The organism is Salinivibrio sp. VGrn1, from assembly GCF_009377995.1.
In the GTDB taxonomy this organism is placed as follows: Bacteria; Pseudomonadota; Gammaproteobacteria; order Enterobacterales; family Vibrionaceae; genus Salinivibrio; species Salinivibrio siamensis.
In genome coordinates this window covers 134,300-154,620 of sequence record NZ_SATA01000001.1, presented here as the reverse complement: position 1 = coordinate 154,620, position 20,321 = coordinate 134,300, and the positions used below count along the sequence as shown (strand labels likewise).

Here is a 20,321-nt window from a genome sequence, read left to right as displayed (position 1 = left end):
CGTTCTCCTCTTATCCACGCTTGGCTAAACGTGCTTTAACGGCACTTACACCTTGCCAATCTTCTAACTCTTGTTCGGGGTGCTCGGATCGAAATTGCTGATACAGCGCAATGCCCTGCGGATCTTCCAGCACATCAACCGTCACCCCTTTCTCTTGCAGCGCCGTCTCGTTACCGCTCGCACTGGTGATATCCCCTACCACCACTCGAGAGAAACCGCGCATGCCGATCAATGCCGCGCACACATCGCATGGGCTTAAACTGGTAAACAAAGTTGTTTGGCTGAAGTCGATTCGCCCGGCATCACGTATCGCGGCCGTTTCACCGTGGTTGTAGGGATGATTTTCTTGCACCAAGGTGTTGTGTCCTTTACCCACTATATGACGTGTTTCATTGTCAATAATCACCGCGCCGATGGGGCATCCTCCTTCCTCAGCGCTTTTTTGGGCTAGCAGCACCGCAATGCGCATCAAGTCCGCATCCGTTAGTTTTTGGCTGAAGCTGTTATCCACCAGCACCGGCAAACTGCGCGTTGGCATATGCGCCATGGCACGCAGCGCCGCTTCGTTCACCGTACTGTTTGCATTTAATAGCATCCGCTCTCTCCTTATTCCATCTGACAGATAACGTTAAGCTGCGTCATACCACAAGATCATCAATTTACTCGCAATTAATGAACCAAACAGTGATAAGGTTTGTATTGGTCAGTTCGATATTTGTTATTGGTTTAATCGACCTTTTGCGCCTTCGTCTGTACTTGTTAGCCAAGGGTGGTGATAGCAACTCTGTTCAGGGATTTTTATGATAAAACGTTTGATTATTATGTTAGTCGCATGTGGGCTCGTTTTTGGGGGAATTTTTGCCTACAAAGCAGTAGGCAATCATTTTATGAACCAATTCTTTGACAACATGCCTGCCCCTACGGTCACCGTGACGGCCACCACAGTCTCAACCCACCCTTGGCGTGAACAACAGACCACTATTGGCAGTTTTGCGGCCATTAATGAAACCCAGCTAACCACCGAGGCAAGCGGCATTGTCAACGATATTATGTTCGATAACGCGACATCGGTGAAAAAGGGACAATTGCTCCTCACGCTAGATGCCAGCGTTGATGAGGCAGAATTACGTCGACTCGAGTCCGTGGCAGAACTGGCACAACTTGAACTGCGGCGTTATCAGCGGCTATTTAGAGATAAAAACATCTCCGAGTCAGAGCTAAAACGTAAAGAAAGTGAAGCCAAACAAGCGATTGCCGCTGTCGACAGCCAAAAAGCGCGCATTGAGCAAAAGTCATTAACCGCGCCTTTCGACGGCATCATTGGGATCAGAGACGTCAGTCTTGGCCAATTAATGTCCCCGGGGACAGCGGTTGCGACACTCACGTCGGTGACCCCGATTCACCTAAACTTTACCCTACCCGAGCAGCAACTCAGCACGCTGAAAAATGGTCAAACCGTTTCTGCCACGATTAGCGCACAGCCTGACGAGGTCTTTGCCGGCACAGTGACTGCAATTTCACCGGTTGTGACGCCATCGAGTCGCAGTGTCGACATTCAAGCCACCTTTGATAACCCAGATGCCGTTTTACGGTCAGGTATGTTCGCACGCGTGAGCCTTGATCAAGGTGAAGAAACGCAAAATGTCTTGCTGGCACCACAAAGCGCGATTCAATTTAATCCGTATGGCAACGCGGTATTCGTGATCCAAGAGCAAGACGATGCATTGACGGTACAACAGCGCTTTGTGCAAACGGGCGCGCGCCGCGGTGACATGATTGTGATTAAAGACGGCCTTCAACCCGGTGACCGTATCGTTACCTCCGGCCTCCTAAAGCTCCGTAACGGTAGCAACATCAAGGTCAGTGACAATGAGCGTGTTCAGCCGAGCGAAGATCTTGATCCCAACGTTGTGAATCAATAGGAGCGATTCGATGCGATTTACCGACGTCTTTATCAAGAAACCCGTCTTGGCCTCCGTAGTGAGCCTATTCATTATCTTGCTCGGCTTACGCGCCATCACCGACATGAATGTGCGGCAATTCCCCGAGATCAAAAATGCAGTGGTCAGTGTCTCTACCACTTATATCGGTGCAGATGCCGACCTGATTCAAGGCTTTATCACCACGCCGCTGGAGCGTGAAATCGCTGCCTCAGAAGGGATTGATTACTTAGTCTCGACTTCAACTGCCGGTGTGAGCACCATCGAGGCCTATTTACGCCTTGATTACGACCCGAATGAAGCACTCACGCAAATTGCCGCTCAGGTGAATAAGGTGCGCTCGGAGCTCCCTGATGATGCCCGCGAGCCCGTCGTCACCCTGCAGGTGGGGGAAACGGTCGCAGCGATGTACCTTGCGTTTTATTCTGAGGTCCTTACTGATAATCAAATTACCGATTACTTGGTCCGGGTGGTCGAACCACAACTGTCGACGATTCCCGGCGTGCAGCGTGCTGATGTGTTGGGTGCCAGTAGTTTTGCCATGCGAATCTGGCTCGACTCGGTCAAAATGGCCGCGTACGATCTCACCGGTACGGATGTGATTACCGCCCTGCGCAGCAATAATGTGCTTGCGACGCTAGGGCGCACCAAAGGCCAAGACGTGGCGATTGATTTGAACGCCGCCACTGACATTCATGACGTGAAACAATTTGAAGATTTGGTGATCAGCAGTGATGGCCAATCTGTTGTGCGTTTGAGTGATGTGGCGACCGTTGAGCTCGGCGCGGAAAGTTACCAAACGTCGGTGAACTTTAACGGGCTCGATGCCACCTTTATCGGCATCGAAGTCTCGCCAGATGCCAATGCGCTGGATGTAATTGAGGCGGTGAATCAGGTGTGGGATGCCGACATTACCACCCAATTACCTCAAGGGTTGTCAGCGTATATCGCCTATGATTCAACCGAGTATATTGATAACGCCATTGATGAAGTAGTGATATCGATTATTCTCGCCTTAGCCATAGTGGTCTTTGTGATTTATGGCTTTTTAGGGTCGTTACGTTCGGTGGTCATTCCTGCGGTCGCGATCCCCGTATCGCTCATCGGCACCTTCTTTTTAATGTGGCTGTTAGGATTTTCCATCAACCTACTGACACTACTTGCCATGGTACTGGCGATTGGTGTGGTGGTTGATGATGCGATTATCATGCTTGAAAACGTGCACCGCCATATCGAAGAAGGTAAAAGCCGAACACAAGCCGCCCTGGAAGGCGCGCGCGAGCTGGCGTGGCCGATTATCACCATGTCGACTACCTTGGTCGCGGTGTTCCTGCCCATCGGCTTTGTCGGTGGCTTAACCGGGGTGTTGTTTGTTGAATTTGCCTTTACCCTCGCCGCGTCGGTGATCTTATCCGGCGTGGTGGCGCTTACGCTCTCGCCCATGATGTGTGCCTATGTGCTCAAGCCCTATCAAGCGGACAAAGCGACCCAAGAACGCTCCCTTGAGCATTGGCTGGATAAGCAGTTTGACCGATTGCATCATCGCTACCAACGCACACTCCATAGCTTGTTGAATACCAATGCGGTGATCCTCACGTTTGGCGCGATTGTTTTAGTGTCTTGCTATTTCTTGTTTATCACCAGTCCTTCTGAGCTTGAGCCCGCCGAAGACCAAGGGTTTGTGTTCTCCATACTCGAAGCCGACAGTCAAACCACGCTGGATGCGTTGTCTGCCAGTACCGATGAATTAAACCGTCTGATTGACGATGTACCAGAAATCGACAACGTCTTTATTATCAATGGCTCTGGCGGCACCAATAACGCAATCGCGGGTATTGTACTTGCGCCATGGGATGAGCGAGAGCGCAGCACTCAAGCGATCTTGGAAAACGAAATTCAGCCCTTTATGGACAGCCAACCGAGCTTAAGTAGCTTTGCCTTGGTGCCCCCTTCACTGCCGTCTCCGGGCGGCGGCACACCGGTTGAATTTATTATCGGCTCAACACAACCCTTTGAAGCGATTAATGAAGTGGCGAACAATATCGTGGGCAAAGCAATGCAAACGGGGCGGTTTATCTTTGTCGATACCGATTTGAGCATTGACCGCCCCAAACAAACGGTCAAGATCGACCGTGAAAAGGCGGCTTTGATGGGCGTCGATATGCAACAGCTCGCCGCGGATATGGGCTCATTGTTATCCGGGGCGGATGCGGGACGCTTTTCACTGGAAAACCGCTCTTATCGAGTGATCCCCCAAGTGGCGCGAAATGAACGCCTCACACCGGAACAATTGCGCCAGTTTTATACCCGCAACCAAGACGGCGAATTGGTTCAACTGTCAACGTTAGTGACCTTAGAAGAAAGTGTGCAGCCTCAAGCATTACGCGGTTTTCAGCAGCTGAATGCGGTGAAAATTTCCGGTGTACCTCGCCCTGGCGTGCCTTTAGGGGAAGCCCTGGGTGTGCTCGAAGAGATTGCGGCGACAGAATTGCCAGCAGGCTTTAGTGTTGATTATGCCGGACAGTCACGTCAGTTTATGAGCGAGGGCCAGCAACTGGTCGTGACCTTCTTCTTTGCTTTGATTGTGATTTTCTTGATCTTAGCGGCGCAGTTTGAGTCGTTTAAAAACGCGATCATTATTTTGGTCACCGTGCCAATGAGTGTCTGTGGCGCGCTGATATTTATCAGCCTAGGGTTTACTACCTTGAACATTTACACTCAAGTTGGCTTGCTCACTCTCGTTGGTCTCATTGCTAAACACGGGATATTGATCGTCGAGTTCGCCAATCAGCTCCAGCAAGAAGGACGGACCAAACGTGAGGCGATTGAAGAAGCGACCGCCATCCGTTTACGCCCTATCTTGATGACCACGGCAGCGACGGTGCTTGCCATGATCCCGCTCTTGATTGCCTCAGGCGCCGGCGCTGGCGCCCGTTTTGCTATGGGGCTGGTGATTGCCAGTGGGATGACATTGGGCACCTTGTTCACCCTGTTCGTGGTGCCTGCCATGTATCTGTTCTTGGCCAAAACCATCACGCCGGCATCCACCGAGTTGTCGCCAGCGCACACGCATCATGGTGATTAAATGGTAAATCGTACCCATTGGGGCCACTGAAACGTGGCCCCTTTTATATCGGAAATCAGTCCTTTTATGCCTGATTACGCGCTAAGAGGATGTAAAACGCGCGAGGACGAATTCCACCAGCAATCGAACGCGCAAAGGCACCTGTTCTCGGTCTCGATAGAGCAAAAATAGCGTACGCGCTCGACTGCACCATTGCGGCAACACGCGCTGTAATTCGCCCTGTTCTATCAAAGGTAGCGCGGAATAATCAGGAATATAGCCGATGCCAAATCCGGCTTGCACGGCATGGGTTAACATTTGAATTTCATCCACTTCGGCACGTATGCCCGTGGTGGCTTGATAATCAAACGCTTCCCCCGTTTGATGGTGTGTGAGCTCCCAAACCGTCATCGGATGACAAATCACCACCGGCTGACCACTCAGATCATTGGGTGAGCGCACGTCGTGATAATCACTGTCAGGACTGGCACACAGAATGAAGTGAATATCGGTGAGCGGCCGTGCAATCCAGTTTTCTACTACCGGATTCCCGACCCGAAACACCACATCCATGCCTTCCGCTTCAATATCTATCAAGCTATTGGAAAAGTTAAGATCCAGTTGAATCTCGGGGTACTCACGCATAAAGTCGAAAAAGACGCGGCGTAAAAACTGCTTACCGGCATTGATCGGTGCGCTAATACGAATTTTGCCTTGGGGGTGATGTTTCTCACTGACGAGATCATCATTGAGTGCCTGCAACTCATCGAACAATCCTGCGGCACGATCAAAGTAGCGATGACCAATTTGAGTCAGCGAGATACGATGTGCATCACGATTGAGTAAACGCAGAGCAAGATCTTGTTCAAGCTGGCGAATACGACGACTTAGGGTGGATTGCGGCATGGCAAGCTGCTGCGCCGCGGCTTTAAAACTCCCCAACTGCGCCACAGTACAAAAACAGCGCAAATCGTCTAACGAATAGCTAGGTTTCATATTTGGAATCTACCGTTCTGATATTGCCGGTTTATTCATATTTTGAAACTTATACACTAGCGCCCATCACTCAACAAGTCAGGTCTTGCTATGACAACTACTGCTTCACTGTGGAAAGCCGTTGCCCTTCTCATTTTATGTGCCTTTTTTTGGGGTAGCACGTTTCCAATAGGTAAAGATGCGCTAAATGTAGTGAATGCGCTCACCTTGGTCTTTTGGCGCTTTGCCGTCGCCGCGATTTGTCTAGGCTTTTATCTCAAGCTCACCCGTACCCGCATCCCTACACTCAGCGCTAAACAATGGCTGTGGGCAACCACCGTCAGCGCTGTGGGGATTGGCGGCCTTAACCTCTGTTTGTTCACCGGACTCGAGTATACCCAAGCGACCAATGGGTCATTAATCATGGCGCTCAGCCCGTTGGTGACTTCACTTATCGCCTGTATCGCGATTCGCGCATTGCCGCGTAAGGGACAAGTTTTCAGCTTGGTGGTGAGTTTATCGGGCGTGCTCGTGGTGATCACCAATGGGCAGTGGCAGATGCTCAGCCAATTAAACTTTAACCAAGGCGATCAGATGATTTTCACTGGCATGTTTGCATGGAGTGCGTACACCTTCTTCAGCCAAGGTATTGGCCGCTGGATGCCGGTGATCCCCTACACGTTTTTGGGCATGCTCAGTGGTGCGACTGTGATTGGCATCATGTGTGCACTTACCCCAAAGGTTCATCCATTTGGCGAAGTCTTGACTGCAAGTCCGCTGACCGTCTCCGAACTCCTGTATATCGGTGTGCTGGGTACCGTCGCCGGTTACTTACTCTGGCTCAACGGCGTGCGCCATCTCGGCTCTGCCAATGCAGCACTCTTTTTTAACTTTGTGCCTGTGTTCGCGGTACTCACCGCGTTTTTGATGGGACAAGCCGTGAGCCAACTTCAGGTGGTGGGCATTGTCATTGTAATCGCAGGACTGTTGCTGCCGCGCCTCCCTCACCCACGCCACTGGCGCGTTGCACGCTCTGCTTAGCGGTGTCGCTATTATGCCTCTGAGTGCATCATGGGTCGCGCGCGGTGACGCGTTTTCATCGCGTGCAACTCATGCCTCATCATAGGGTTACCCGCCGAATCGGGTGACACGATAGGGTTGCATATCCACATCCGTGGCCTCCCCATCCATCATTTGCCCTAATAATTTCCCGGTGACCGGCCCTAACGTAAACCCTTGGTGGCCGTGACCAAAGGCAAGCCATAACCCTTTACGTTGCGGCGCCTCACCTATCACCGGTTTCATGTCCGGCATACACGGACGTCCACCTTTCCACGGCGTTTCATCAATACGCGCGCCAATAGGATATAAAGCCTTCGCTTCATGCTCTGCTGCTTGCAGCTGGCTTTGATCCGTGGGGGCGTCCAAGGCGGTTAACTCTGCGCCCGTGGTCAAGCGGATACCTGCACGCATAGGTGCCAGCAAATACCCCACTTCCGCATCCATAATCCAGTGATTAAGTGGCTTTTTCTCATCGCATTGGTAATGCATGTGATAGCCACGCTTGGTAAACAAAGGGACTTCTAGACCTTGTTGACGCAACCAGTAAGAGGACCAAGGGCCCATTGCCATTACGACTTGGTCAGCATGTAACTGACCGTCATCGGTTTCGATAACCCACTGCTCGCCTGCTTGTTTCAATGCCTGCAAGTTCGCGCGTTTAATCTCGCCGCCTTTAGCAATCACATCGTCAGCATAGGCCTTGACCAAAGCGCCTGGGTCAGTGACTGTCCAAGGTTGTTTCCAGTGGATCGCGCCCGCCAGCGAAGTCGTTAAATTTGGCTCCATCGCCGCGATCTGTGCTGCGTTTAGCACCTCATAGTCAACGCCATAGTTGGCACGATCTGCGGCGGCACGCGTGCATTCATCATCTAAGGCTTTTTGCGTGCGGAAAAGCTTGAGGTAACCTTCCTTACGAATCAAGGACGCTGCGTTCGCGGAGGCAATCATTTCCTCATGAGTGTCTAACGACTGCATAATTAACGCCGCGTACTCTGGCACCAATTGTTTGTATTTACTCTCACTGGAATAATGCCAGTATTGTAATAACGGATGGGCGGCTCGGATAACGCTCGTAGGACGATAACGAATATCGACCGAGCGATTCGGCAATACGCGCAATAAGGTGGCAAGGTCGCGAGGAAATGCGTAGGGTCTAACCGCCTCTCGCTGAATAATCCCGGCATTACCAAATGAGGTTTCTTGTCCGGGGCTTACCCTATCGACCACGATGACCTCATACCCGCGCTTTAAAAGGTGCCATGCCACAGAGACACCTACCATGCCTGCACCTAATACCACTACCCGCTTTGCCATACTTCACTCCCTGAATAACTTGAAATTATGTTTTTATTGTACTTTGCTTGTCATTATGACGTTATGTGCTTTTTGCTCATAAGTTACAAGCTTTTAACCAATGCAGGTAGAGGTATTTAACAATCAATCTCACACTTTTTCGACCACCCCCGCCCCTGTCAGACGAGCTCAAGCAAATAAGTCTTTGTCAATGAAACAATTCATTGTTCTTACTGATCCCAGCTAGCTAGCGCACACTTCCAGCAGAGGAACAGGGGCAAGTGGTTACTATTTAGACCTAGCTATGTGAGAGTGACAAAACACATTCGACGTAAAAGGAAGCAATATGGCTGACTATGATCCAAACAAAGGCTTCGTCGCCATTCTAGGATGGAGCCTCAATGCAATTGATGCGATTAGCCGTTTCGATCGTAAATATGTCGTTGTTGCCCCAACATGGGCAGAAGAGTATGCCAAAGAGCATGATATCCCCTACCTTCCTTGGGACTTTGAGCGCCTCAATGACCGTTCCTTTGAAATTGCCACCACCCTGCAAGAAATGGGGGTCGATGTGGCGATTCCTCTGTTCGAAGAAACCGTAGAGTGGGCCGGCGCCATTAACGCCGTGCTGCTCAAAAACCCTAAGCTGATGGGACAGTCTCTTCTGTTCCGCGATAAATCCTTAATGAAACGCCGTGCACAAATCGGCGGTATTCGGGTTGGGATCTTTGAAGAAGCGCAAGATAAATCCGACGTGGTACGTTTCCTGCGCCGGGTTAACCAAGCCTTGCTGAAACTTGACGGCGACCCAAATGACCCAATCCATCTCAAGGCCTTTGACAAAGCAGGCTGCGAAGGCCATTGGATGGTGCGTGAGCCTGATGATCTCGATCGTGTTTCCGATGAAGAGTTCCCGCTATTAATGGAAAGCCACCTCGATGGTTGGGAGTTTGCTGTCGAAGCATTCATTAAAAACCGCAAAATCCAGTTTTTAAACATCTCCGAGTACGTCACCCTCGGCTACTCTGTTTTCGTCCCGGCCTCCCCCGAGTTGGAAAAATATCGGGAAAAAGTAACCCAGGAAATCGAGAAGCTGATCGAAGCGTTTGATATTGATTTCGGCTTTATCCATCCAGAGTACTTTGTTACTAACGATGGCCAGATGTACTTCGGTGAAGTAGCCTACCGCCCACCCGGTTTCCAAGGCTTTGAAATTATTGAACGTGTTTATGACTTTAACTGCTATCAAGCGATGGTGGTAGCGTTTGACCCTAAAACAACTGACGAAGAACTCAACGCTTTCTTCCCAACGCCTATCAAAGATGCCAAAGGCGTCGCCGGTACCTTTGGGGTATATCCAAGACGCCGAGTGGTAAGCCAGCTGGCCATACCTGAAGAGACCGAGAATCACGAGTACTTTGAGTTTCATGAGCTGCAGTCGCCTATGGAGGGGAAAGTGCCTAAACGAAGTGCATTTGGCACACACTGGGGTTTGCTACACTTTTATGGTGACGACCCGCATGTTATGCGTGACTTATTAAAAGCACAGGAAGACCTTGATTTCTATGTCTAGCTTACTCAATAAGCTTGATCATGCCGTTGAACAACTTGATCAAGTAAGCTCCATCGCCAAGGCACGCCACCAATTTCACGTGATTGATATTTGTGGGCGTGTATTGGCACAGGATGACGGCATTAATCAACTGTACTCACGGATTGTCACTCTCACTGAGGCAGGCCTTTTTGAGGGAACAGATTGGGGGCAGCCCGAGTATCTCGTACCGAATCTCGTGCCAGATACCCTCGCGCATGCCGACAAAGCCACCGTGGTGCTAGATTGTCTCAGCCAGCTTCGAATGCTGGCTATCGTCGAGGGGAAGCTCTCTTCCCCGCCTTTTTCCCAACAAGAAGCACATCAATTTCTTGCCAGAGTATTAAGCCTCAATTTATCACTCGTAATGGGTCTTACCGATGAGTCGAACCGTATTCGACTCGGTGCAACGGCGCCCGCTATTAGTACTTTATATCGTTTTATTCTCAGCCACTTGGGCTATGAAACCATTCTCAGTGAGCTGGTTGATGAAGTTTGGCGTGTACTCGCGCAGCGCCCCATTCAGGTCAATCCAATTAAGGCGATGATCAATCAGATCTCTATTTTGGTGTCGCAGGAGCAGATTAACCTCGGTGAAGCTAAGCTCGGCATCGATCGTCTTGTCAGTGCGTTATACGGCCCAACCCAGGGCTGCTATGACGACCCGGGGTTGGACGCGTACTGTGAGCGTCTGAATGCAATGGACGGCAATGCTTTACAACAAGAGGCGTTGGGATTTGCACGTGCGATGCATGATGTCGGTTTAGCATCTGATTACCACGCCATATTTTTACGATGGTTACTGGACAATGAGGGAAGCGACACTCTCCCCACCGCGCTAGGTTTAAGTAATACTGGCTTAGACTGCCTAGTGACCTATCGTCAGCTGGTGCACACACTGATCCAGGAAGCCATTTATCCGCAAACCGCGCAAGCTGTGTATGGTTTGGCAATGATGCTTGAACGGGGTGTTCTGTTCGATGCGCCTGTCGCCCCGAGTCTGTGGCGTCAGATTCATCTCAACCTACACCCAGACGTCGCCCATACACTGACCTTGGCCTTTGGTGAGCAACTCCCCGCTCGCGTTCATCTGTTAGCGGGTGTCATGTCAGTGCTTGGCCAGCCGCTAGGTGTGGCCCAAGGCAACAACCCGACTTGCCAATCGGCACGTGCAATATCCATGTGGGCGTATAATGATCCTGATTACTTACTCAACTGTATCGTTCAAGTTGCTTGTAATCAGAGCCTACGCATGCATTTTGAAGGACAGTCGTTAGACTCTCACACCCTCTTACAGGGGCTGAGTACCGCACTGCCATTCGATACTGACCCTGTGTCAGTCGTTCTGGTGCCGCATTTGGATAAACTTTACATCGAAATGGGCCGGCTTTGTGTCAACCGAGAGCAAGACCCCCATAAGTGGATCAATCCAGAATTTCATGGTTGGTACGTGGGGCGTGAGTTCATGATTGCCGTTGACGTTAAAACAGGACAACTGAAAGAGTTTGATAGTTTTATCGAGCGCTTCTATCGCAGTTATCATCCGCTTTATAACGGCAATATTCCCGTTATACACCCCCAGCCGGTTGGGATCGCAGTCACCAGCAGCCAGGGCCGATTTGTCGGCTGGCACGCGATCACCTTGATACGTATCGCCCTTGACCAAGACAGCGTGATGCGGGTTTATTTTTACAACCCCAATAACGATAGTGGTCAAGATTGGGGACACGATGTGGTGGTGTCAACGCAAGGGAAAGGAGAGCAATACGGGGAAGCTTCCTTACCCTTTGAGCAATTTTTATCTCGACTATATCTGTACCATGATGACACGATTCAAGTTGGTATAAAGAGTCCTCTACCCAGCGAAGCTCTCAATGAAATCAAGCGCATGGCGTTTGAGAGCTGGGCACAAGAACGCATAGAAAACAGCACAGATGCCGTTGTTAATGGCTAAGCATCAACCTGTTCAGTGGTCTCGACACCACTGAACAGGTGTTTATTATTTATCCCCTCAGACCTTTAAGTGTCAAAGGTTTATCCCCACCTCTTACCTATCGTTGATAAAAATGAGGCTTAAAAAACCATGGATGCGCCAGATTCATCACTGAAAACACCGCCTCAGATCACCAACGCTGAGGGGAAAACGCGTCGCGTAGGCGTTGAGATAGAGCTCAGTGGCTTAGAGCTGGATACCATTACGCGTTTAGTGGCGGATTTTTTCTCCCTACACATCAAGCGAGGGGGTCGATATGATCGCCGCTTGAGCGGAGACAAAGCCGGAGACTGGGTAGTAGAACTCGACTATGCCAAGCTAAAGCGCTTAGGACAAAGCGATCGTAGTGAAAACACCGTGACCAACCGACTGGATCAATCCGCCGAAGATCTATTGGCATGGGCGGCAAAAGCCTTTGTCCCCGTGGAAATTGTCGGCCCTCCTCTGCCACTTGACCGCCTGCAAGAGGTTGACCAACTCATTGCTCATCTGCGTCAACAAGGTGCCGAAGGAACCGAAGACAGCCCAGTTTATGCGTTTGGCATGCAGCTCAACCCAGAGCTGCCTGATTTAACCGCCAAAACGATTTGTGCTCATTTAAAAGCATTCTTATGTTTGTATGACTGGCTTTTAAAACGGGCCGACATTGATTTATCGCGGCGTCTAACCAACTATGTCGACCCTTTCCCGAAAGCATATATTGAACGCGTGCTAGCCGCTGATTATTGGCCGGATCTCGATACCCTAATCGACGACTATCTGATTGATAATCCTACACGCAACCGTGCGCTAGATATGCTGCCCTTATTCACTCACCTTGATGCTGAGCGAGTGAATAAAGTGATTGATGATGGGCTCACACAAGCGCGGCCAACGTTTCATTATCGGTTGCCGGACAGCAAAGTCAGCCGACCCCATTGGGGCATTCACGAAGCATGGAACGATTGGGTGGAAGTCGAAAAACTCGCCGCCGATCCTGCACGACTGGAAACATGCTGCAAAGCCTATTTGGGCTATCTCAACGACCCATTGGTGCGTATCGTTAATAATTGGGCGGAAAAGGTGCACAATTTATGGATAAACCCGTCATCGCAATAACCGGCCCGAGCAAAGGCGCAAGGCTGCCACGTTTTTTTGTCGCCGCGGCAGTCAAACTTTATGGTGGCAAACCGTTACAGTTACACCCCGGCACCGCGCTGGATCCAAACGCATATCAAGGCGTGGTGATTACTGGCGGGCACGATGTCGAGCCTGTGCTGTACGCCGCCGAGCCCGAAGTGAAACCCAACTACGACTCTGAACGCGATGCGCTAGAGAGCGCAGTTATCAAAAGCGCATTGGCTAGCCAAAAGCCCTTGCTGGGCATTTGCCGTGGTGCGCAACTTCTCAACATCTGTTTGGGCGGCACCTTGCACCAAAGCTTGCGCGAGCAACGCAAAAAAACCTCTCATCGCTGGACAGTGTTCCCGATGAAAACCTTGTGTATATTGCGTGATGTCAACGGCCATATACAGCAACGGTTGGGGCAAGGCAGACGCAAAATAAACAGCCTACACAACCAAGCGATTAACGCGTTAGGCGAGGATTTGACGGTAAGCGCACGTGATTTAGATGGCATTGTACAAGCCATTGAGTCGCCCAACCGCCCTTATACACTGGGGGTACAGTGGCATCCAGAATTCTTGCTTTATCTTCGCTGTCAGCGTGCGCTGTTTAAGGGCCTAGTCGAGCACGCAACGCGCTTCCAGCAGCGACAAGCGGCATCTCAGTAAAGATGTGTGTTTGTTGGTGAAAAACAAAAACGCCGAGGCACATTCGCTCGGCGTTATCAGGTAGCGACTAACGCTTTGACCGCGCGTTCAGTCGCTTCTCTATCTGACGTTTTTCCCACTTATCACCAAAGAGATCGACAATGCCCAGAGCACTGACGCCGTGGCTGACCACTGCAATCCCCCATCCCATTGCTGCCCACCAAGCCCAATAATAGCCTGGGTTAGTTTGCCAGTTGATAATAAACAAAATCGCCATCACGACCACATAGCGCGTCAAATGAGAATAAAACCCGCCGAGGGCACGGACGCGATTGGCAATCGCTCTTTCTTCTGGACTCATTGAAGTATCTGCCTGCATGTCTGTCTCCTTTTGCAAATCACTAATGTCGATATCAAACACAGCAGCCAACGATTTCAGCGACTCCAATCCGGGTTTGTGGCCGCGTTCGATACGTTGAATCGTTCGAACACTTAACCCACTAAATTGTGCTAATTGGTCTTGCGACCACCCTTTTTGAACTCTGAGTGCTTTCACGTTCATCCTTGCTCCTTTGTGCTCTTCCCTAGCGACACTATGCAAAATGGGGGCGACATTACCACGACAGCACCCCGACACCTTAACGAAAGTTACTTAAAATCAATCACTTAAAAATAAACACCGACCGATAGCCAATCCGTGTATTTTACCCTTAGCAAAAGGTATCAATATACAAGGCTTCGACTTTATCGCGCGCCCACTGCGTTTTACGCAAAAATTTCAACGATGATTTCATCGAAGGATCATTAGAAAAACAGTTCACATTGATATGTTGGTAGAGGCCTGACCAACCATAGTGTTCAACCAAACGGGTCAAAATGGTTTGTAGGGTTAACCCGTGCAGCGGGTTATTGGGTTGTGTATCCATAAGGGTTCTCAGCAACTCGAGCACGCGCTCGTCAATAAAAGCGCTACTTTACGTGACGATATTGCAAAACGCGAATTTAACCACGGTAGCGCGCCAGCTTATAATCAAGGTTTAGCTGGTATCAAGGAAACCGTGTCACCGTGCAATATGGTGTCATCTTGAGTAAAAAAGCGTTCCATTCTCATGGTTCACTCCTGATGGTTAGGCAAGTTGACGCGATATAACGGGTTAACGGGCTGATCAACAAAGTAAGTCCAAACATGATCATATACGGCATGCTGATTTGGATACGGCGCCAAGGCTTTTGCCTCATCAAGTGAGCACCAGCGAAACTCGGTGTGTTCCTCATTAAGCGTGATGGCTTGATTATCATCACACATCACCACAAATACAGGGATAAGCTCGATCACATTCACCGATGCTTCGTAAAACTGCTCCAAAAATTGCGCGTTATATAAATCAGCCGCCGCAATCTGGGTTTCTTCGCTAAACTCACGGACGATGGCGTCCACTCCGGTCTCACCCGCTTCAATCGAACCCGCAACATGGCACCAGAAGCCACCTTTCACTCGCTTCATCAGTAGCATTTTTGTCTCCCCGTCAATACGAGAGAGCGCTACGCCCGAGACCACGGAAGTATTCACAGGGGTCATTATTTCTCCTCTGTTTCAAATGCCGCCACTTTTGCATAAACCACAGTGCTAGAAATCGCGCCGCTCGGCAGGATACGGTCATTGATAAGTATCGCTTCTTGATGATACCCACAGCGCTTGGCTACCGCTCGGCTACGTGTATTTTCGTAGGCAGTTTTGATTTCGACACGCTTGGCATTAAGGTCATTAAACGCGTACTGCTCTAGCGTTCGCACCGCTTCGCTCATATAGCCAAGGCCTTCTTTGGAGCTCCGCAGCCAATAGCCTATTTCAAAATAAGGAATCGCGATGTTGCGGATGATTAAGCTGATCACACCCACCAATTGCCCCGTCGATTTTTCAAAAATCGAGTAGCGTAGCTCATTGATAAACATGTCGAAGTCATCAATCGCTTGTTGGGTGTTTTCAATCGAGCTCGATTCGGTCAACGCGTGCGGAAGCCAATCCATAAAAGGCGCAAGGGTGTGCTGGCTTTCCAACACGGCTTCTAAAATGAAAGGCTGATGGGTCATATTGGGTGCCACCAGCAACAGACGATCGCTGTCCAGTTGGTCTACGCGCGGGGAATCATCCATTAATATCCACCCAGTACCGCGCCAATAATTCATTGAACACTTCACCATTGATGATGTTTTCCAACGTGCCGCCATTGGCTTCAATTACTTTGCGCGATGCCATATTGTCTTCATTCGCGGTAATTAGAGCGCGAGTGATCCCTAGCTCTCTCGCCTTGGGCAGTGCTAAGGCTAACATTTGCTTGCCACATCCGCGCCCACGATATGATGGCGCAATGTCGTAGCCAATGTGTCCAGCTTCTTGGGTTAGAAATGGCGTATTGATGTGATGACGGATCCGAATCGCGCCAATGATTTGTTGCTCAGCATCAAGCAGCCAAAAATGACTACACGACACATACCCTTTACGAAGGTTTTTACCCAACGACTCATCCGTTAACCGAGTCACGTAAGTGGGGAAATCGTCTTTCCCCGGCCGATAGTAATCGGCATTGTCGGGGTCAAACTGAACAAAATCATCATAAAAACGTGTAAAGGCTGCTTGGTGATTGAGTGCGGGGACGACTAATTCCATGTGCTTGTTCCAAGTCCTATAATAGAACTAGGCTATCTCATTGATATTGAAAAATAAACACTTATTGGCCGCCTATCATCCGCCGCCTTAGCGCGCCCTGCTCGCCACACAGGAGTGATTGAATGGTTGATTGCCGCGCATCACTGCCAACGCATCACCGCATCAAACGTTTGACAATGTTGAACCGCTTGCTCCGCCTCTTGCAGATAAACTTGCTGGGCACTTGAGGTTGGATAGGTTAAATACTCGGAACATTTCGCGCTTTGACCATTACCCACCACAATCTTGGCGCCTGGTTGCAAGGTGCACTGTACCAATTTATCGAGCGGCGACCATTGATAACAAATCTCATAGTCTTGGCGATAATCCGCCACCAAGCCAGACGGTTGTGATAACGCCCACCAGTGACCAAACTGACTATGCGGGTTGGTGCTATTCCACGCACGATACACTGTTACCCCTTCAGTCGCCTGATATACCTTGCCTTGGCAAAGCTTCCCTTCCAATGGCTGACCCAGCGACGCCGCCAGTAGCGCTGGATCGTCCACGGCTACAAACTTATCTGCCCATGCGCTTGGCAAAGCCGTGCTACCGACACATTCTGCAGCGTCGGTCGTTTCATTATCAACGGGCGCACTGGTACACGCTTGCAGTGTCACCATCAGTGCGCCAAGCAGTGCTTTTTTCATCATCCTTGCTCCCATTCGTGTCGTAATATGGCGTAAACCACCGTATCCCACCACCGTTCTTTAAAGAAACGATGCTGATGAAAATGGGCCTCTTGTCGCATGCCAAGTGAACGACAAAGCTTGGTTGCAGCGAGATTATCGTAAATGGTCTCAGCGTATAACCGATGCACGCCCAGACACTCAAAACCGAAGTTGGCCAGTGCGACAGCCGCCTCTCTCATTAGCCCCGCGCCTTGCGCCTCCACAGCTAAGCCGCACCCGATGGATGCTTGATGGTTGTCCTCAAGCCTTAAACCGACAGTGCCAATACATTTTTCTGATTGCTTGCAGATAACCGCCAACTGATAAGCCACGCGTGGATTTGCGTTGGCTTGTTCGATAAAGCGCGCGTGTAAGTATCGGTATGTCTCTGGCTGGCAGTCCGTTTCGCTATAAAAACGCTGGTACTTCTGGTGTTGCGTTAAGTGAACAAACGCCTCTTCATCGCTTGGCTGCATGTCACGCAGCACTAGTCGACGTGTTTCAATCATAAACATCCTTGTCTCTCTTGTTTTTTTAGTTCAGCGCCTTGACCATGGTGGTGGCGCCTGAAAAGCCGACTAACCATTTTAGGTGCGGAAAGCGCTCTTCTTTAGTGGCGACAAAGCCTTTGGCTTGATAAAGCTTGCGGGCTCTGGGGTTACTATCAATCACATCCAACCGAACGCTTTCAAAGCCATGCGATTGGGCATAATCCATAATGGCATCCAATAATTGGGAGCCAATCCCCTGCCCGCGTACCGCGCTATCAACAGCAATGCCATCCATCACCAATTCATTGGGTGCCGCTTTACGCTCAAACAGCGCCAATACTGCACAGGCCCAAGTACCTTTGATGAGCCCCAAGCTATCGATCAGTTGTTTTGCGCCCATACCCTGTGTCAACGCGCCGGCTTGGGTTTGAAACCCGGCCAACCCCACCACCTTGCCGTTTTGCATAGCAGCAAACGAAAAGTCTGGGACAAAACATCGGGATAGCATCGCCACGCGCGCTGCCTGATTAGGGATTGCCCGTGCGAACTTCATCCCAAACGCCTGCTCATAGAGCTCAGCCACTTTTTGTGCTTGCTCAAGCGGCCATCCTTGCTGGATCGCTATATCCATTGGATCCCCCAGTTTTTTCCTAGATAAAAAAACCACACATTTATCTTGACGTAAAGATTAATGGTATTTATCTTTATATTAAGATAAATAATTAATGATAACTTAATCAGTTCAGCATGGTTTAACCACAACCGTATGACAGCCGCATCCTTTTACTGGTTATCGCGCGGCACAAGGACACACAGGAGTCATGACATGGAAACTAACACAATGAATATAATCGTATTTGGTGCCACGGGCGATATTGGCAGTCGAATTGTGGCAGAAGCGTTGCAACGCGGGCATAAGGTCACGGCAGTGACACGTAACGAGGCAGCATTCAGCAAGCTACCCGACGGCGTAACGCCTGTCGCCGTCAATTTGAACGATGCGGACAAGGTGGCATCGGTAATGGCTGATCATGATCTTGCCATTACGGCGTTACGCCCACCGACAGGCGAAGAAGCACAGTTACCCGTGTTAACCCAAGCCGTCGTCCAAGGCGCAGCACATCATCAAATGCGCGTTCTGATTGTCGGCGGTGCCGCTCGACTGATGATTCCGGGCACTGACGGTGAAACCGTGTTAAACGCAAAGGGCTTTCTCCCCGCCTCAGCCGTTGAGATTGCACGCGCGTGCCAAGTGCAATATGAGCAATGTTTAGCCAGCCAAGATGTGATTTGGAGCTACCTCTCGCCTGCCGCCATGATCGCACCTGGTACTCGCACCGGTCAGTACACATTGGGGACAGACACCTTAGTGACAGATAGTGACGGACAATCTCGCATTTCGATGGAAGACTTCGCGGTCGCTATGCTTGATGAAGCCGAAACACCTAAGCATCTGCAGCAAGCATTCACAGTCGGTTATCAGTAATCAAAGCAAAAGCCAGCGGCCGAGTGTAGGCGCTGGCTTTCACTTTCCGATATGTAGCGCTAATCAGCATCATTGCTGAGCCACTGCTGTTTTTGCGTCACCTTGTCACAAATGTATTCACCAATCGGCATCGCAGAGGTGGCGGCTGGCGATGGCGCATTACACACGTGTAAACTCCGCGCACTCTCAGCAAACAGAAAGTCATGGACCAAGGTGCCGTCATTTAACACGGCTTGAGCACGGATCCCCGCTGGATACGGAGTCAAATCCTTAGCTTTTATCGCTGGGCAATACTTGTTCACCTGCTTGACATAACCCGGCTTCCACCAGGAATTTTTCAGCTCAACCAAGCCGGCTTTTAGATTATTGATGGTGACTTTCCAAAACCCAGCAAAGGTCAGCATTTGCCAGGTATCTTTTAGACTGACATTCACCTTGCCATAGCCTTCACGCTTCCAGCCTTGCACCGCGTTAGGTCCAACCGTAATGGAGCCGTCTATCATCCGCGTGAGATGAACGCCTAAAAAAGGTAAATCGGGATCGGGAATCGGATAGATAAGGTGATTAACAAAGCCTTGGTACTGGCTCGCAAGTTGATAGTATTCCCCGCGGTAAGGGATAATTTGAAACGCAGTTGGGATCCCCATCATGTTGGTCATTCTATCTGCCATCAACCCACTGCATGTCACCACAAACTGACAATGAATCGTTAGCGGCTCCCCGCTTGCTCGGCAATGGAGAGTGACTTGTTCAGCCGCTTCACTGGCCCCAATCACTTCTGTACTGAGTTGGGTGACACCGCCGAGCGCTTCAAACTCACACACCATTTGCTCTGTCACCCGCCGATAGTCAACAATGCTGGTCGCGCGCACCGCAATGGCACCTAAGCCTTTAACATTGGGCTCTTCAGCATGAAGCTCCGCCGCATCCAGCCAGCGCACGTCGATATCATTGGTTAAGCATCGCTCATAGAGCGCCCGCATCCGAGCCATCTCTTGCTCGTTGGTTGCGACCAATAGCTTGCCACAGTTCTCCACTGCAATATCGTGTTTGGCACAAAATTCAACGGTCAGCGCCGCTCCTCGTTTACAGAAATCGGCTTTTAAACTGCCTGGTGGATAATAGACACCCGCGTGGATCACACCACTGTTATGCCCGGTTTGATGCTGGGCAACGCTTGCCTCTTTTTCCACCAGCAATACGGAGCAATCTGGGTATCGCTGCTTTAATTGCCAGGCTGTGGATGCGCCAACAATACCACCACCGACAATCACATAATCATAAACAGATTTCATAT

Annotated in this window: 20 protein-coding genes; 8 read left to right on the top strand and 12 right to left on the bottom strand. The window is 50.3% G+C overall.

The genetic code is table 11. The features are described from left to right. Window positions 1-10: 10 nt before the first annotated feature. Entirely contained in the window at window positions 11-595 is a 585-nt protein-coding gene (locus EHW56_RS00705; protein ID WP_152795297.1) for a nucleoside deaminase, read from the bottom strand. A gap of 292 nt (window positions 596-887) precedes the next feature. Here EHW56_RS00705 and EHW56_RS00700 point away from each other — a divergent pair, with 292 nt between their 5' ends. Together EHW56_RS00700 and EHW56_RS00695 are read left to right on the top strand one after the other, a co-directional pair. Beyond that, window positions 888-1,922 carry an efflux RND transporter periplasmic adaptor subunit gene (locus tag EHW56_RS00700; protein ID WP_227486467.1) on the top strand — a complete coding sequence of 345 codons (1,035 nt, stop codon included), beginning with the start codon at window positions 888-890 and terminating at the stop codon, window positions 1,920-1,922. 10 nt (window positions 1,923-1,932) lie between these two features. Beyond that, window positions 1,933-5,025, top strand: a complete 3,093-nt coding sequence (locus EHW56_RS00695; protein ID WP_152795301.1) for an efflux RND transporter permease subunit — start codon at window positions 1,933-1,935, stop codon at window positions 5,023-5,025. Between the two features lie 81 nt (window positions 5,026-5,106). On the opposite strand, the gene EHW56_RS00690 is transcribed toward EHW56_RS00695, so the two are convergent. Continuing rightward, window positions 5,107-6,000, bottom strand: a complete 894-nt coding sequence (locus EHW56_RS00690; RefSeq protein ID WP_152795303.1) for a LysR family transcriptional regulator — start codon at window positions 5,998-6,000, stop codon at window positions 5,107-5,109. A 90-nt stretch (window positions 6,001-6,090) separates the two neighbouring features. Here EHW56_RS00690 and EHW56_RS00685 point away from each other — a divergent pair, with 90 nt between their 5' ends. Beyond that, window positions 6,091-7,020 carry a DMT family transporter gene (locus EHW56_RS00685; RefSeq protein ID WP_152795305.1) on the top strand — a complete coding sequence of 310 codons (930 nt, stop codon included), beginning with the start codon at window positions 6,091-6,093 and terminating at the stop codon, window positions 7,018-7,020. A gap of 87 nt (window positions 7,021-7,107) precedes the next feature. Here the strand turns inward: EHW56_RS00685 and EHW56_RS00680 are convergent, their stop codons facing one another. After that, window positions 7,108-8,355, bottom strand: a complete 1,248-nt coding sequence (locus tag EHW56_RS00680; RefSeq protein ID WP_077606264.1) for an FAD-binding oxidoreductase — start codon at window positions 8,353-8,355, stop codon at window positions 7,108-7,110. 325 nt (window positions 8,356-8,680) lie between these two features. On the opposite strand from EHW56_RS00680, the gene EHW56_RS00675 reads away from it, so the two are divergent. The 4 genes from EHW56_RS00675 to EHW56_RS00660 all read left to right on the top strand — a co-directional run bounded on the left by EHW56_RS00675 (window position 8,681) and on the right by EHW56_RS00660 (window position 13,690). Further along, the gene (locus EHW56_RS00675) at window positions 8,681-9,907 is read left to right on the top strand and encodes an acetyl-CoA carboxylase biotin carboxylase subunit family protein (RefSeq protein WP_046073332.1); all 1,227 of its coding nucleotides are present in this window, start codon (window positions 8,681-8,683) and stop codon (window positions 9,905-9,907) included. Next, on the top strand, window positions 9,900-11,879 hold the full coding sequence (locus tag EHW56_RS00670; RefSeq protein WP_152795307.1) for a hypothetical protein: 1,980 nt from the start codon (window positions 9,900-9,902) through the stop codon (window positions 11,877-11,879). Before EHW56_RS00675 ends, EHW56_RS00670 begins: the two co-directional genes overlap by 8 nt. Before the next feature lie 129 nt (window positions 11,880-12,008). Further along, window positions 12,009-13,016 (top strand): amidoligase family protein, encoded by a 1,008-nt coding sequence (locus EHW56_RS00665; protein WP_152795309.1) that lies wholly within the window; start codon window positions 12,009-12,011, stop codon window positions 13,014-13,016. Next, entirely contained in the window at window positions 12,992-13,690 is a 699-nt protein-coding gene (locus EHW56_RS00660; RefSeq protein WP_152795311.1) for a gamma-glutamyl-gamma-aminobutyrate hydrolase family protein, read from the top strand. The genes EHW56_RS00665 and EHW56_RS00660 overlap by 25 nt, the downstream gene beginning before the upstream one ends. Before the next feature lie 67 nt (window positions 13,691-13,757). On the opposite strand, the gene EHW56_RS00655 is transcribed toward EHW56_RS00660, so the two are convergent. The 8 genes from EHW56_RS00655 to EHW56_RS00620 form a co-directional block, all read right to left on the bottom strand. Next, window positions 13,758-14,231 (bottom strand): 2TM domain-containing protein, encoded by a 474-nt coding sequence (locus tag EHW56_RS00655; RefSeq protein WP_069587548.1) that lies wholly within the window; start codon window positions 14,229-14,231, stop codon window positions 13,758-13,760. Window positions 14,232-14,379: 148 nt separating this feature from the next. Beyond that, entirely contained in the window at window positions 14,380-14,595 is a 216-nt protein-coding gene (locus EHW56_RS00650) for a VF530 family DNA-binding protein (protein ID WP_046073336.1), read from the bottom strand. 188 nt (window positions 14,596-14,783) lie between these two features. After that, complete coding sequence (locus EHW56_RS00645) at window positions 14,784-15,248, bottom strand: NUDIX pyrophosphatase (protein ID WP_152795315.1); 465 nt, start codon at window positions 15,246-15,248, stop codon at window positions 14,784-14,786. After that, complete coding sequence (locus EHW56_RS00640) at window positions 15,248-15,823, bottom strand: GNAT family N-acetyltransferase (protein ID WP_227486468.1); 576 nt, start codon at window positions 15,821-15,823, stop codon at window positions 15,248-15,250. The genes EHW56_RS00645 and EHW56_RS00640 overlap by 1 nt, the downstream gene beginning before the upstream one ends. Then, window positions 15,816-16,337: a GNAT family N-acetyltransferase gene (locus EHW56_RS00635; protein WP_152795317.1), complete on the bottom strand. Its 522-nt coding sequence runs from the start codon at window positions 16,335-16,337 to the stop codon at window positions 15,816-15,818. The genes EHW56_RS00640 and EHW56_RS00635 overlap by 8 nt, the downstream gene beginning before the upstream one ends. A gap of 140 nt (window positions 16,338-16,477) precedes the next feature. Continuing rightward, window positions 16,478-17,026 (bottom strand): hypothetical protein, encoded by a 549-nt coding sequence (locus EHW56_RS00630; RefSeq protein ID WP_152795371.1) that lies wholly within the window; start codon window positions 17,024-17,026, stop codon window positions 16,478-16,480. Further along, the gene (locus EHW56_RS00625; RefSeq protein ID WP_152795319.1) at window positions 17,026-17,562 is read right to left on the bottom strand and encodes a GNAT family N-acetyltransferase; all 537 of its coding nucleotides are present in this window, start codon (window positions 17,560-17,562) and stop codon (window positions 17,026-17,028) included. The genes EHW56_RS00630 and EHW56_RS00625 overlap by 1 nt, the downstream gene beginning before the upstream one ends. Window positions 17,563-17,581: 19 nt before the next feature. Next, on the bottom strand, window positions 17,582-18,169 hold the full coding sequence (locus tag EHW56_RS00620) for a GNAT family N-acetyltransferase (RefSeq protein WP_152795321.1): 588 nt from the start codon (window positions 18,167-18,169) through the stop codon (window positions 17,582-17,584). Between the two features lie 210 nt (window positions 18,170-18,379). On the opposite strand from EHW56_RS00620, the gene EHW56_RS00615 reads away from it, so the two are divergent. Next, window positions 18,380-19,024 (top strand): NAD(P)-dependent oxidoreductase, encoded by a 645-nt coding sequence (locus EHW56_RS00615; RefSeq protein WP_152795323.1) that lies wholly within the window; start codon window positions 18,380-18,382, stop codon window positions 19,022-19,024. Between the two features lie 59 nt (window positions 19,025-19,083). Here EHW56_RS00615 and lhgO read toward each other — a convergent pair whose 3' ends face one another. Continuing rightward, the gene (gene lhgO, locus EHW56_RS00610) at window positions 19,084-20,319 is read right to left on the bottom strand and encodes an L-2-hydroxyglutarate oxidase (RefSeq protein ID WP_152795325.1); all 1,236 of its coding nucleotides are present in this window, start codon (window positions 20,317-20,319) and stop codon (window positions 19,084-19,086) included. Window positions 20,320-20,321: the final 2 nt, after the last annotated feature.